Annotated in this window: 11 protein-coding genes and 1 pseudogene; 7 read left to right on the top strand and 5 right to left on the bottom strand. The window is 70.7% G+C overall.

The features are described from left to right. Positions 1 to 64 precede the first annotated feature (64 nt). Complete coding sequence (locus NQU54_RS36040; RefSeq protein WP_257634691.1) at positions 65 to 1,078, bottom strand: LacI family DNA-binding transcriptional regulator; 1,014 nt, start codon at positions 1,076 to 1,078, stop codon at positions 65 to 67. A gap of 194 nt (positions 1,079 to 1,272) precedes the next feature. Between NQU54_RS36040 and NQU54_RS36035 the strand changes: the two are divergent. Next, a pseudogene (locus tag NQU54_RS36035) lies at positions 1,273 to 1,665 on the top strand (response regulator); the annotation flags it as partial. 98 nt (positions 1,666 to 1,763) lie between these two features. Here the strand turns inward: NQU54_RS36035 and NQU54_RS36030 are convergent. From NQU54_RS36030 to NQU54_RS36020, 3 genes are all read right to left on the bottom strand, one after another. Further along, positions 1,764 to 2,579, bottom strand: a complete 816-nt coding sequence (locus NQU54_RS36030; protein ID WP_257634690.1) for an SAM-dependent methyltransferase — start codon at positions 2,577 to 2,579, stop codon at positions 1,764 to 1,766. A 108-nt stretch (positions 2,580 to 2,687) separates the two neighbouring features. Further along, entirely contained in the window at positions 2,688 to 2,924 is a 237-nt protein-coding gene (locus NQU54_RS36025; protein ID WP_257634689.1) for a DUF397 domain-containing protein, read from the bottom strand. Position 2,925: 1 nt separating this feature from the next. Continuing rightward, positions 2,926 to 3,801 (bottom strand): Sco1979 family transcriptional regulator, encoded by an 876-nt coding sequence (locus tag NQU54_RS36020; protein WP_069867407.1) that lies wholly within the window; start codon positions 3,799 to 3,801, stop codon positions 2,926 to 2,928. 244 nt (positions 3,802 to 4,045) lie between these two features. On the opposite strand from NQU54_RS36020, the gene NQU54_RS36015 reads away from it, so the two are divergent. The 6 genes from NQU54_RS36015 to NQU54_RS35990 all read left to right on the top strand — a co-directional run bounded on the left by NQU54_RS36015 (position 4,046) and on the right by NQU54_RS35990 (position 11,784). Continuing rightward, entirely contained in the window at positions 4,046 to 4,507 is a 462-nt protein-coding gene (locus tag NQU54_RS36015) for an ATP-binding protein (protein WP_257634688.1), read from the top strand. A gap of 3 nt (positions 4,508 to 4,510) precedes the next feature. Further along, positions 4,511 to 4,969, top strand: coding sequence for a hypothetical protein (locus tag NQU54_RS36010; RefSeq protein WP_257634687.1), 459 nt, complete (start codon positions 4,511 to 4,513; stop codon positions 4,967 to 4,969). A gap of 242 nt (positions 4,970 to 5,211) precedes the next feature. Beyond that, the gene (locus NQU54_RS36005; protein WP_372506161.1) at positions 5,212 to 7,527 is read left to right on the top strand and encodes an AbfB domain-containing protein; all 2,316 of its coding nucleotides are present in this window, start codon (positions 5,212 to 5,214) and stop codon (positions 7,525 to 7,527) included. Between the two features lie 127 nt (positions 7,528 to 7,654). Beyond that, positions 7,655 to 9,511 (top strand): glycoside hydrolase family 76 protein, encoded by a 1,857-nt coding sequence (locus NQU54_RS36000; protein WP_257634686.1) that lies wholly within the window; start codon positions 7,655 to 7,657, stop codon positions 9,509 to 9,511. A 72-nt stretch (positions 9,512 to 9,583) separates the two neighbouring features. Next, complete coding sequence (locus NQU54_RS35995) at positions 9,584 to 11,047, top strand: glycoside hydrolase family 43 protein (RefSeq protein WP_257634685.1); 1,464 nt, start codon at positions 9,584 to 9,586, stop codon at positions 11,045 to 11,047. Between the two features lie 113 nt (positions 11,048 to 11,160). Further along, entirely contained in the window at positions 11,161 to 11,784 is a 624-nt protein-coding gene (locus NQU54_RS35990) for a LysR family transcriptional regulator (RefSeq protein ID WP_257634684.1), read from the top strand. Between the two features lie 82 nt (positions 11,785 to 11,866). Here NQU54_RS35990 and NQU54_RS35985 read toward each other — a convergent pair whose 3' ends face one another. Next, positions 11,867 to 13,177: an alpha-glucosidase/alpha-galactosidase gene (locus NQU54_RS35985; RefSeq protein ID WP_257634683.1), complete on the bottom strand. Its 1,311-nt coding sequence runs from the start codon at positions 13,175 to 13,177 to the stop codon at positions 11,867 to 11,869. Between the last annotated feature and the right edge of the window lie 11 nt (positions 13,178 to 13,188).

The raw sequence follows: 13,188 nt of genomic DNA, 5'->3' as shown, positions 1-13,188 counted from the left end.
GCGGTGTCGCACCGGGCGAGTGGCCGGTGCGACACCGCTCTTCTCGTGACGCCGCTAGGGTCTGTCAGGACCCGGCGGGCCCGGCCGTGCTCTCGCGGACCTGGAGCTTTGTGCGCAGCACCACGGTCTGCACCGGGGACAGGCTGCCGTCCCTGCGCTGTAGCAGCAGGTCGGCGGCGGTGCGCCCCAGCTCGTACGAGGGCAGTTCGACGGCCGTGAGCGACGGCCGCACCAGCGACGCCCAGGGGACGTCGCCGAAGGAGAGCACACCGACGCCGGGCGGGGTGCGGCCCGCCTCGCCGAGGGCGTCGAGGACACCGATGGTCATGAGGTTGTTGGCGACGAACACGGCATCGGGCGGCTCGGGCAAGGCCAGCAGTTCACGCATCGCCACCCGGCCGCCCTCCACCCGGAAGTCGGCGTGGCGTATGTAGGTGTTGTCGGCCGCGGCCGCGGCCGCGCTGCCCTGGGCGGCGCTCAACGCCGCGCGGTGGCCCGCGAGTCGTTCCTCGGAGGTGGAGGCCCCTTCGGGCCCGGTGATGCAGGCGATCCTGCGGTATCCGGCCTGGAGGAGGTGGCGGGTGGCCACCTCGCCGCCGTGGTGGTTGTCGACCCGGACCGCGTCCACCTCGGCGTCGCGCGGCCGGCGGTCGACGGCGACGACGGGCACACCGCGGTCGGTCAGCGGCCCCAGGTCCGTCTCGTCCTGGGACGCCGCCGCCACGATGACCCCCGCCATCTGTTCACCGAGCGCGACCTCCAGATAGCGGCGCTCCTTCTCGGTGTCCTCGTCGGAGTTGCACAGGACCACCGAAAGGCTGGTGCGCTGCGCGGCGTCCTCGACACCGCGGGCGAGCGAGGTGAAGAACGGGTTCTCGATGTCCGGGATGATCAGCGCGATCACACTGGACCGCTGCTTGCGCAGCGAGCGCGCCACCCGGTTGGGCGCGAACCCGAGGGCCGCCGCCGCCTCTTGCACGGACAGGGCGCGTGCCGGTGTGACCTTGCCGCCGTTGAAGACACGCGAGACGGTCGCCGGGGAGACTCCGGCGGCTCGCGCCACGTCATGGATCGTCACCAACTGTGTCCGCAACCCTTCACCGTGTACGGTCGCCCTTCAGCCTACCTTGCGGGTGAAAAGGATTTCACCCCGGTATTCGAGGGCTCTCGCGGGCTACGGGGCGGGTGCGATCCGTCCGGACGTCATGGCCGGGGTCTCGCTGGTGGGTCCGACAGCCTCCGGGCGACCGGTGCCGGGCCCACCGCGAGCGCCGCCAGGGCGTGGTCGACTACCTCCTCAAGCCCTTCGACTACGAGGATCTCCAGCCGCGCCTGGAACGCTATGCGACCCAGCGCGGGCGGCTGCTCACCACGGTCGTCCGCGGTCAGGCGGATGTGGACCGCTTCCTGGCCGGGGCGTTCGCGCCCCCGGCGGGCGGCACCCTGCCGAAGGGCCTGAGCGTGGAGACCGCCCAGCTCGTCGAGCGCGCCCTCCGCGAGGCGGACGGCACCGTCTCCGCCGCCGAGACGGCCACCGACATCGGTATCTCCCGGGTCAGCGCCCGCCGCTACCTGGAGTACTTCCACGCCACCGGCAACGCCGACGTGTCCCTGCGCTACGGCACCGCGGGCCGCCCCGAGCGCCGCTACAGCTGGCGGGCGTAGCGGCCCCGGACGGTTCCGCGCCTCCCCACCCGCCCAGGGGACGAAGCCGGGCCCGCAGGCCGGGCCCGGCTTCGTATGAGGACGCCGTACGAAGCGCCTCAGGGCTTTCGGGCGACCGCCCCGTACATGGCGATGTCCTCGTCCTTGATGGTTTCGGTGACGGCGCCGTCCGGGCGCCACTTGTGGACCTGAGTGAGGCCCGGCTCGACCATCTCGAGGCCGCCGAAGAACCGGTTGGCCTCGTCCTCGGTGCGCAGCCGCATGGGCATGTCGCGGGCCGCGTACTCGCGGGCGACCCGGGCCACCTCCGCCGGTGCGAAGTCGGCGGTGCCGATGGACATCGCCAGATAGCTTCCGGAGGGCAGCGGCTCCAGGAGGCGGTTGACGATGCCGTTGGCGTCGTCCTTGTCCAGGACGAAGTGCACGATGGCGATCACCGTCAGGGCGACCGGCCGGGTCAGGTCGAGGGTTTCGCGGAGTTCGGGGGCGTCGAGGATGGTGGCGGGCTCGCACATGTCCGCCTCGACATAGGCCGTCCTGCCCTCGGGCGTGCTGGCGAGCAGGCCCTGGGAGAGGGTGAGGACGATGGGGTCGTTGTCCACGTAGACGACCCGGGAGTCCGGGGCGACCGCCTGGGCGATCTCATGGAGGTTGGGGGATGTGGGAATGCCGGTGCCGATGTCGAGGAACTGCCGGATCCCCGCCTCTTCGGCGAGGTAGCGCACGGCCCGGTTCATGAAGTCGCGGTTGGCCCGCATATGGATCGGCAGGGCGGGCCACTCGCGGGACATGGCGATGCCCGCTTCCTTGTCGGCCGGGTAGTAGTCCTTCCCGCCGAGGATGTAGTCGTAGATACGTGCCGAATGCGCGCTCTGGGTGTCGATGCGGTCGGCCGACCATCCGTTGTCGCTCAAGGCGTCCCCTCCCGGTGGGTCGTCAGTTCGCTGTTGGGTGTGCCCCCGGTCGCGCGGGGCCAGGAAGGACCCGCGCGACCGGGAAGGATGGATACGGTGCCGTCGGCGCTAGCAGAGGAAGTCGGCGTCGCCGGCCTTCACACCCGCCAGGAACCGGGTCATCTCGTGTGTGCTGAAAACCAGTGCGGGGCCGTCGGGGTCGGTCGACTGACGCAGCGCCACCCGCCCGTCGTGCAGCTTCTTGGCTTCGACGCAGGCGCCTCCGGCGTCGTCGCTCCACGGCTTGGACCAGCCCCGGTCGCCGAGGTCATGGGAGGGTATGCCGCTGCGGATGTGGTGGTGCACTTCAGAGCTCCTTGCGTATTGCGCCGAGGACGGCCTCGGTTTTCCTGGCGGGCACCGACTGGGCACCCATCCGGTCCAGGACCTCGCGATACACCACCACGTCTTCCTCTTTGTCCAGATACACCGCGCCAACCAGGCCGCTGAGGTAGACGATGTCGGGCAACTCCCGGGCCCTGAACCGGAAAACATGGAACGCACCGGCCCGCATCGCCGGATGCGGACCGCTTCCGAACGGCATGATCTGCACGGTCACCTGGGGAAGCGCGCTGATCTCGATCAGGTGGTCGATCTGGGCGCGCATCACGGCCGCGCCTCCGACCGGCCACCTCAGCACCGTCTCGTCCATCACGACCCACAGCCGGGGAGGGGATTCCCGGGACAGCAGTTCCTGGCGCTGCATGCGCAGGGCGACCCTGCGCTCGGTGGCCTCCGCCGGAGCGTGCGGGTTGCCGGCGCTGAGCAGCGCACGCGCGTAGTCCTCGGTCTGGAGCAGCCCGTGGACGAACTGCGCCTCATAGGCGCGGATCTGAAGCGCCGCCTGCTCCAGATTCAGATACGCCGCGAACCAGTCCGGCATCACATCGCGGTAGGTGTGCCACCAGCCGCGCTTGTTGGCCTCGCGGACCGACTTCAGGAAGGTGTCGACCTCGCGCCGGTCTGTGACGCCGTAGGTCTGGAGCAGCTTCTCCACGTCCGCGAGCCTGAGCCGGGCCACCTTGGCGGCTTCCATCCGGCGGATGGTGGAGTGGCTGACTCCGATCGCCGCGCCCGCCTGGTCGAACGTCAGGCCGGCGCGCGTCCGAAGCTCCTCCAGCTGCCTGCCGAGGATCATGCGGAGGACGGAGGGCGCACCGCCCCATGCGGTTTCCGCCGCCACGCTCTACCTCCCCACACCGGGCTTCACGGGTGCAGTCTGTCACGGCCATCGATTCGGGTAAGCGGAACCTCCGATGGCAACTTGCAATTTTCAAAGTACCGCTTGCAACCCGTTCGTTGCACCTGTCACAGTGGGCACACCGTCCGATCACGGTGGGAACGCTTGCGTGGGTACGTCCGTGGGCACTGCGCAGTGCGGGAACGGCACGGTCCATGACGCGCAGGCAGACGAAAGGCGGCCGCTCGTGGCTCCCCTCGCCCTCCCCCTGACTCCGCTTCGGACGTCCCGGGAGCAGGACACGCACCCGGCATACGCCTTACAGCTGCCGGCCGTCGCCTCCTCGGTGTGCACGGTGCGCGCTGCCGTGCGCGAGCGGCTGCACGCCCGGGGTGTCGGTGCCCAGGTGTGCGACGACGCCCTCCTCGTGATCTCCGAGCTGGTCACCAACGTGATCGCGCACACCGTCAGCGACCGTGTGGAGTGCAGGCTGTACATCGGCGCGGGACTACTGCGCCTGGAGGTCGAGGACCAGATCCGGGCCCACACCCTCCCCGCGCCGCGGACACCGGACCCCGAGAGCCAAGGGGGACGAGGGCTTCTGCTGGTCGGCGCGGTGAGCAGCGCCTGGGGCGTCAAGGACGCCCCGCACGGACCGGGACGGATCGTATGGGCCGAGCTGCCATCGCGCACGGAAGAGTGTCACTGACTCATGGACCGACAGTACGTTGCCCCTGAGGCGCCGTCACTCGGCGCCGCCGGCCTCCGGCATGGCCACCGCGGGCGGCTGCGCATACCGGAAGACCTGCCCACCCGGCTGGGGTACGACGCGGTGGGCATGCCCGCGGACATCGGCCGGCGGGTCATGAAGTGCCTGCCCCGCATCGGCTGTGTCTTCGCCGACGATCAGCGGTGGTGGTGGATCGTGCCTTCGGGGTCGCATATCGACGTCACCTGGCCGGCGTTCACCAGCTACGCGGTCGGCGCCCACATGGCCGACCTGGGCGGCGGGTGCACCGCCCGCTTCCGGCACCCGCGTCTGATCCATCACCCGCAGGGCGACTCGCCGTACACGCCGCCGATCCCGCTGTACTTCATGACCTGCCATATCGCGGGCATCCGGCCGCACTGGTCACCGGGGGACACCGCCGGGCCGCCCCCCATGGCGTAGGAACCCCCTTCCGCACACTGCCGCTCGCATGGGACCCGGTCTCTTCGACAACGTTGTCCGCAAGTATGGACAAACACTGAAGTGAGTGCTCTGGTAATGCGTGCAGCAAGTGTTCCCTGTGGAAGAGTTCCGCCGCTCTCCGGGCGGCGGCGCCAACCGGACCATGGAGCAGCAGCGTGCTGAGACACTTGTTCCTCCGCTTCCCGTCCCTTCGTCGTCCAAGACGGACCTGGCAGCGGCGCGTGGCCGCCGCCGTGGTCCCCGCGCTGGCCGCCACCACCCTGCTCGTCTCCGGCGCCGGCCCCTCCCACGCCGCACCCGCCTGGGAGCCCAAACCCTCCCCGATGACCGGCCCGTTGACGAACCAGGCGCACCGGGTCCCGGTCGACGACCCCCTGCCGGAGTATCCGCGGCCACAGCTCACCCGGCCCGACTGGGCGGATCTCAACGGCATCTGGGACTTCGCGGTCACCTCCCGCGACGCCGGACAGCCGGCCACGTTCGGCGAGCGGATCCGGGTGCCGTTCGTCCCCGAATCCGCGCTCTCCGGCATCCAGCGCAAGATCACCCAGAATGACAAGCTCTGGTACAAGCGCACCTTCACGGTGCCCTCCGGCTGGAGCGGCCGTCACATCCAGCTCAACTTCGGCGCCTCCGACTGGGAAACCACGGTCTGGGTCAACGGCCGGCAGGCCGGCGACGCCCACCGCGGCGGCTACGACTCCTTCTCGTACGACATCACATCCCTGCTGAACGGCGGCACCAACACCATCGTCATCTCCGTGTACGACCCCACGGAGACCGGCGGTCAGGCCATCGGCAAGCAGCGCATCCAGGACGTCACCCCGCACCCCGGCAAGAGCATCGTCTACACCGCCTCCTCGGGGATCTGGCAGACCGTCTGGCTCGAGCCCACCGCCCCCGCTCACATCACCCGCCTGGACATGGTCCCGCGGCTGGAGGACAACACCCTGCGCGTCACGGTGCGCGGCGCCGGCGGAGCGGACGGCACGGGCGTCAAGGTCACCGTCTCCAGCGGCGGCACGGCTGTCGGCAGCGCCACGGGCACGGTGGGCGACGAGCTTTCCGTACCGGTGCCCAACGCCCGTCTGTGGACGCCGGAGGACCCGTTCCTGTACGACGTCACGGCCGAGCTGACCGGTGGCGCCGGAGCCGACAAGGTCGGCGGCTACACGGGTATGCGGTCGATCGCGCTGAAGGACGTGGGCGGGGTCCGGCGGCCCGTGCTCAACGGGAACTTCGTCTTCCAGACCGGCACCCTGGACCAGGGCTACTGGCCGGACGGCATCTACACCGCGCCCACCGACGAGGCCCTCAAATACGATCTGCAAAAACACAAGGACCTGGGCTCCAACATGGTCCGCAAGCACATCAAGGTGGAACCGCAGCGGTGGTTCTACTGGGCCGACCGGCTCGGGCTGCTGGTGTGGCAGGACATGCCCTCGATGGACAGCGGCAAGACCCCGGACAGCGCGGCCCGCGCCCAGTGGGAGAGCGAGTACCGCGCCATCATCGACCAGCACCGCAGCTCGCCCTCGCTCATCCAGTGGGTGGACCAGAACGAGGGCTGGGGCCAGTACGACCAGGCCCGCATCGCCGACATGGTCAAGGCGTACGACCCCTCGCGCCTCGTCGACAACATGAGCGGCGTCAACTGCTGCGCCGCCAAGGACGGCGGCAACGGCGACGTCATCGACAACCACAATTACGTCGGGCCCGGCAACACCCCGACGGAGCCGGTGCGCGCCTCGGTGCTCGGGGAGTACGGCGGGCTCGGCTACCGGGTGCCCGGCCATGAGTGGTACCCGGGCGGCGGGTTCAGCTACGAGGACCAGCCCACCACGGCAGCGCTCAACGACCGGCTCGTCGGCCTGCTCGACGGGATACGCGAGAACACCATGCCCGCCGGCGGCCTCTCGGCCTCGGTCTACACGCAGATCACCGACGTGGAGAACGAAGCCAACGGGCTCATGTCCTACGACCGCCAGGTGGTCAAGGTCGACCAGGCCCGGGTCCGGGCCGCCAACCAGGCCCTCATCGCGGCCTCCCGGTCGGTCGGCGCGGCGGTGAAACTGCCCGTCGGGCAGAACGTGTCCATCCGGGTCACCACCCCCGGCTACACCGACCGCTACATCCGCCACTACGACGGGCTGGGCTTCACCGAGGTGGTTGACGCCGCCAGCGGCGATCTGCTGAAGAAGGACGCCACCTGGACGGTCAGGCAGGGTCTCGCGAACAAGCTCTGCTACTCCTTCGAGTCCCGCAACTACCCCGGTGAGTATCTGCGCCACCGCGAATTCCGCGTCCGGCGCGAGGCGGGCGACAACTCCACCGGGTACAAGGAGGACGCGACCTGGTGCCCGGTCCAGGGCAGCGGTGGCGTCCGGATGTCGGCCGCCAACTTCCCCGGGCAGTATCTGCGGCATATCAACGCCGAGCTGTGGCTGGCCCAGTCCGGCGGCGGCCACGCCTGGGACAACCCGGCCAGTTTCACCGAGGACACCACCTGGGCGATCGAGCCACCCTGGGCTCCCTGAACGACCGCCGCGGGCCCGCGCCGAAGGGCCCGCACCCTCCGGGGGCCGCCCCTCCGCACGGGCGGCCGCCGCTTCTCTCCTCCCCCACGCTCATGCGCACGGCCCCCCATGGAAAGGCGGGTACGTCATGTCAGCGCGGCTCCACCGTTTCCTCCGCGGACTCCTGACCCTGGCCATCGCCCTGGCCGGCCTCGTCGTCCTCCCCACCCCGTCCCGCGCCGCGACCCCGGTCTGCGCGCTGGCGTGTGACACCCTCGACCCCTCGAAGGCGCAGCGCGACACCTTCCCCGTGCCGGATGTGAACCTCAACGGCCGGATCCTCAGGCTGCATATGTCCGACCCCGACTCCATGGCCTGGGCCAGCATCGACAACGGTGTGAGCGGCGACGCGGTCTGGCTCGACCGCTCCTGGGACCGCGGCGCCACCTGGGAGGGACTGCTCGGCAAGGCGACCATCCCCGGCTCCTGGACCGGCACCCGCACCCTGATGTACAACCTCACCGATCCGGTGGGGCACCGGCGCGGCTGGCTCCGGGCGTGTGCCGACGCTGCCGGTGTCACCTGCACCGACTGGGTCCGCCCGACGGTGTGCGACGGCACGTCCTGCGACGGCGCCGACCCGGCCACCGCCGCGGGCGACGACCGCCCGGTGCCGTCCACCACCCTGTTCGGGCGCACGATCAGCCTCCATGTCGACCAGAAGAACGCGATGGCGTGGGGCGTCATCGAGAACGGCGGCGCGGGCGACGAGATCTGGCTCGACCGCTCCTGGGACGGCGGCGCCACCTGGCCCGAGGGCTCCTCCCTCGGCCGTACCGGCGTGCCCTCGGGCAGGACCACGACACGGACGGCCATGTTCGCCACCCGGGATCCGGGCGGGCTGCTGTTCGGCGGGGCCGTCCGGGCCTGCGGCCGCGAGGCCGCCCACCAGGAGGGGAGCTGTACGGCCTGGGCGCGGCCCGCGCCGACCCGGGCGCGCGCCGCGGCGGACGCGCTGATGGCGTCGTACCACACCTACGAGGGCTGGTGGCGCAGCAGTTGGTGGAACTCGGCCGTCGCCCTCACCTCGCTCATCGACTTCGCCGAGCGCACCGGGCAGCGGGACGACGACTGGGCCTGGGTCATCGCCCGCACCTTCGAGCAGAACCGCGGCACCTTCCCCGCGGGCGCGCGCAGCTCCGACCCGGTGGAGGGCCACTTCATCAGCCGCGCCATCGACGACGCGGCCTGGTGGGGGGTGGCCTGGCTGGCCGCGTACGACCACACCCACGACCGGCGCTATCTGGACGAGGCGGTCACCATCACCAGTTACGTCCACCAGTACTGGGACACCGGTAGCTGCGGCGGCGGGGTGTGGTGGGACCGCGAGCGCACCTACAAGAACGCCGTGACCAACGGGCTGTACCTGTGGCTGACGACGTCACTGCACCAGCGGATCTCCGGCGACACCGTATGGGGCGACCGGGCGGCCACGGCCGCGACCTGGTACCTGGGCAGCGGACTGATCAACGGCGCGGGGCTGGTCAACGACGGGCTGACCGGCGACTGCCGCAACAACTCCCAGACCGTGTGGAGTTACAACCAGGGCCTCGCCATCGGCGCCTTCACCCAGCTGTGGCGGTCCACCGGCAACGGCCAGTACCTGGACACCGCCCGCCGCCTGGCCGACGCCGCGATCACCTCGACGGCGCTGACCCGCGACGGCGTCCTCACCGAGTCCTGCGACACCGGCAGCGGTGCCTGCGACGACAACCAGAAGCAGTTCAAGGGCATCTTCATACGCCATCTCGCCGATCTCGCGGACGCCACCGGATCCACCACGTACCGGGCCTACCTCAAAAAGCAGGCCGACTCCATCTGGAGCACCGACCGCGACCCGCTCAACCGGCTCGGCCAGCGCTGGGCGGGCACCACCCCCAACCAGGTGGACTGGCGCACCCAGGCCAGTGCGCTCGGCGCGCTCACGGCCGCGGACGGCCTCTGACCCATCGCGCCGGCAGCAGACCTACCTGCCCCGGCGCCATGAGCCGTACTCGTATCGACGCAAGGAGGCGCCATGCGCCCTCGCACGGCCCACCGCCACGCCGCACTGCTCACCGCACTGCTGGCCACCCTGTGGGGCCTGCTCTCGGCCCCGCACGCCGCCAGTGCGGCACCGCCCACCGCCGCCGCGGCACCGCACGCCGCCGCGGGCACCTTCCGCAACCCCCTGAACACCGGCCCCGACCCGTATGTGACCTCCTGGAACGGGGCCTACTACCTGACCACCACCCAGGGCGACAGCATCCGCATGTGGCGCTCCTCCTCCCTGGGCACCCTGCTCGACGCCGACCCCATCACCGTATGGACGGACACCGACGGCTCCCGGAACCAGCACATCTGGGCACCGGAGTTCTACCGCTTCGGCGACCGCTGGTACCTCTACTACACCGCCGACGACGGTGTGGACGACCACCACCGGCTCTATGTGCTGGAGTCCGACCGCGACGACCCGGCCGGCCCCTACCACTTCAAGTCCCGGCTGACACCGCCCAACCACACGGCCGACTTCGCCATCGACCCCGGCATCCTCCAGCACAACGGACGCCTCTACCTCGCCTACTCGGGCATCAACCAGTACCAGCACAACGGCCTCAACATCGCCCCGATGTCCAACCCGTACACCGTCTCGGGCAACGCGGTCGCCATCAACGCGGCCGGCGGCTGCCCCGAGGTGCGCGAGGGCCCCGAGTTCCTCTACCGCAACGGCCGCACCTGGATGACGTACTCCACCTGCGACACCGGCAAACCGGACTACCAGGTCTGGATGATGTCCCTGCCGTCCGGCGCCGATCCGCTCGTGCCCGGCAACTGGACCCAGCACTCCGGTGCGGTGTTCTCCCGCGCCGACGACCACGGCGTCTACGGCCCCGGCCACCACGCGTTCTTCCGCTCCCCCGACGGCACGGAGGACTGGATCGTCTACCACGCCAAGACCACGTCGACCAACACCTACAGCGACCGCACCACACGCGCCCAGAAGATCACCTGGCGCGCCGACGGCAGCCCCGATCTTGGCCGTCCGCTCGCCATGGGGGCCACCCAGGACCTGCCGTCCGGCGACCCCGGAGCGGGCACGTACTGGATCAACGACGACGGCCGCTCCAGCGGCGACGGGAGCCTGGCGTACACGGGCAGCTGGAACTCGGGAACGGGCTGTGCCGTCCAGTGCTTCTGGAGCGATGACCACTGGAGCGACCAGGCGGGCAACACCGCCACCTTCTCCTTCACCGGCACCCGGATCGCCCTGCTGTCGGTCCGCGACACCGGCAACGGCATCGCCGCCCTCAGCGTCGACGGCGGCGCCGAGCAGCGCGTCGACTTCTACGGCGCGATCCGCACCGGTGAATCCCTCCAGTACCGCAGCCCGCGGCTCCCGTATGGCCGGCACACCCTGCGTATCCGGGTGACCGGCGAGCACAACGCCCAGTCGGGGGCCTCGTTCGTGAGCGTGGACCGCGCCGAGGTGTATACCCGCTGACCTCCGGCACATCCGCGGCCCCCGCCCGGCGGCGGGGGCCGTACGCATCGCCGGATCGGGCCGGACCTGACGCCCGGCGCAATCCCGCCCGGCCATCCCTTACCGTGACGCATGTGGATCTCAACCTGCTCGTGGCGCTCGACGCGCTGCTGGAGGAGAACAGCGTGGCCGCCGCGGCGGACCGGCTGAATCTCACACCACCGGCGATGAGCCGGACGCCGGCCCGGATCCGCCGCGCGACCGGCGACGACATCCTGGTGCGCGCAGGGCGCACCATGGTCCCGACCCCGCGCGCCCTCGAACTGCGCGAGGAGACACGTGACCTGGTCCGGCGGGCCACCGCCGTGCTCACTCCCGTACGCCGGCTCGACCTGGCCCGGCTGAACCGGCACTTCAGCGTGCGCGGCCATGACGCGCTGCTGGCGGCGCTCGCCGCCCCGCTGATCGCCAGGGTCGGCGCCACGGCCCCGAACATCCGCCTGAGCCTGCTGGCCGAGTCCGTCGACCAGCCCCATCTCACCCGTGGCCAGGTCGACCTGGAGATCGGCGCGATCGTCACCCGGCGGCTCCCGCTGGAGCTGCCACCGACCCCGGTGGTTGTCACCTGGCATCACCGGCACGACAGCGACCCCGCGCACGCATGGCTCCGGGGCGAGGTGCGGAGTGTGCTCCGCGAGGTGACCGACGGCGCGGGCCGGCCCGCGACCGGGCCCGGCCACCGGGGCGGATCCGCGTAGCCGAGCCGGGGGCCGGGGCTCATACCCGTGTCATCGGTCGCTTGGCACACTATTATTCATATTGTCAGTTACCGAGGGATTGTCAGCTACCGAGCGTGGCACGCAGCGCGGGCTGGAGCCGGTCGGCGTGTGCCCGGACCATGTCGTCGCACAGCTCCCAGATCTGCTCGACCCGCAGCGCCGCGGCGGTCGCCGGGTCGGTCATGGCCGCGTGCCGGATATGGCGCGGCTCGTCCTCCAGGGCGGCGCGCACCACGAGGTCGTTCATGCTGAGGTAGGTGCGGTTGAGCGCGGCGAGCTGCGGGGGCAGCGCACCGGCGCTGGTCGGCCGGACACCGGACCGGTCGACCAGACACGGCACCTCGACCACGCCGTGGGCCGGCAGGTTCTCGATGAGGCCGTGGTTGGGCACATTGCCGTAGACGGTCCTGGGGGTGCCGGTCACCATGGAGTGGACGATCTGCGGGGCGTACTCCATGGTCCCCTCGACGTCGATACAGGCGCCGGTGGCGAGGGCGTCGCGGGTGCGCTCGTACGCGGCCACGTTCTCCTCGACGATGCCGAGATAGGCGCCGATGGGCAGCCGCAGCCGCTCGATCTCGCTGTCGTGTCCCAGATACCACGGCACATACTCGGAGGAGTGCTCGCTGGTCTCGGTCGGGTAGTAGCCGAGCCGCCGGTACATGTCGACGCGGACCCGCCGCCGCAGCTGCTCGTTCTCGGCGATCAGCGCGTCAAGACGGGGGTACAGATCGGTGCCGTCGTGCTCGAAACGGAGCACCCACGCCTGGTGGTTGACCCCGGCGGCGCGGTAGGTGACCTCGTCGAAGGGGACCTTCAGCAGGTTGCACAGGTCGTGCATGGTCCAGTGCACCGAATGGCACAGGCCGACCACCCGGGTCAGCCCGGTGGCCGCCACCAGGTACTGCACGTTCATCGCCATCGGGTTGGTGTAGTTGAGCAGCCATGCCTCGGGGCATACGGCGGCGATGTCCTCGCCCAGCGCCTTGAGGAACGGGAAGGTGCGCAGCGCGCGGAAGATGCCGCCCACGCCGAGGGTGTCGCCGATGGTCTGCCGTACGCCGTGGCGCGCGGGGATCTCGAAGTCGATGCGGGTGGCCTCGCCCATGCCGATCTGGACGAGGTTGATGACGAAGTCGGCGCCGTCGAGCGCCGCGCGCCGGTCGGCGTGTGCGGTGATCCGCGCGTCGGCGCCCCGCCGCTCGGCGATGTACCGTGCGGCGGCCTCGGCGGTGGCCAGGCGTTCGGCGTCGATGTCGTGCAGGGCGATCCGCGCGGTCCGCAGCTCCGGGAAGGCGAAGAGATCCGCCAGCAGGCCCTGGGTGAAGACGACGCTGCCGGCGCCGATCAGCACGATCTTGGGGTTGATCATGAGGGGGTGTC

The organism is Streptomyces malaysiensis subsp. samsunensis (assembly GCF_024519315.1).
In the GTDB taxonomy this organism is placed as follows: Bacteria; Actinomycetota; Actinomycetes; order Streptomycetales; family Streptomycetaceae; genus Streptomyces; species Streptomyces malaysiensis.
This window is presented reverse-complemented; position numbering and strand designations above follow the sequence as displayed.

Excerpts from the sequence above, each read along its gene's own strand:
- NQU54_RS36000 (WP_257634686.1), top strand. The coding sequence starts at position 7,655 with ATGTCAGCGCGGCTCCACCGTTTCCTCCGCGGACTCCTGACCCTGGCC.
- NQU54_RS35995 (WP_257634685.1), top strand. The coding sequence starts at position 9,584 with ATGCGCCCTCGCACGGCCCACCGCCACGCCGCACTGCTCACCGCACTG.
- NQU54_RS36010 (WP_257634687.1), top strand. The coding sequence starts at position 4,511 with ATGGACCGACAGTACGTTGCCCCTGAGGCGCCGTCACTCGGCGCCGCC.
- NQU54_RS35985 (WP_257634683.1), bottom strand. The coding sequence starts at position 13,177 with ATGATCAACCCCAAGATCGTGCTGATCGGCGCCGGCAGCGTCGTCTTC.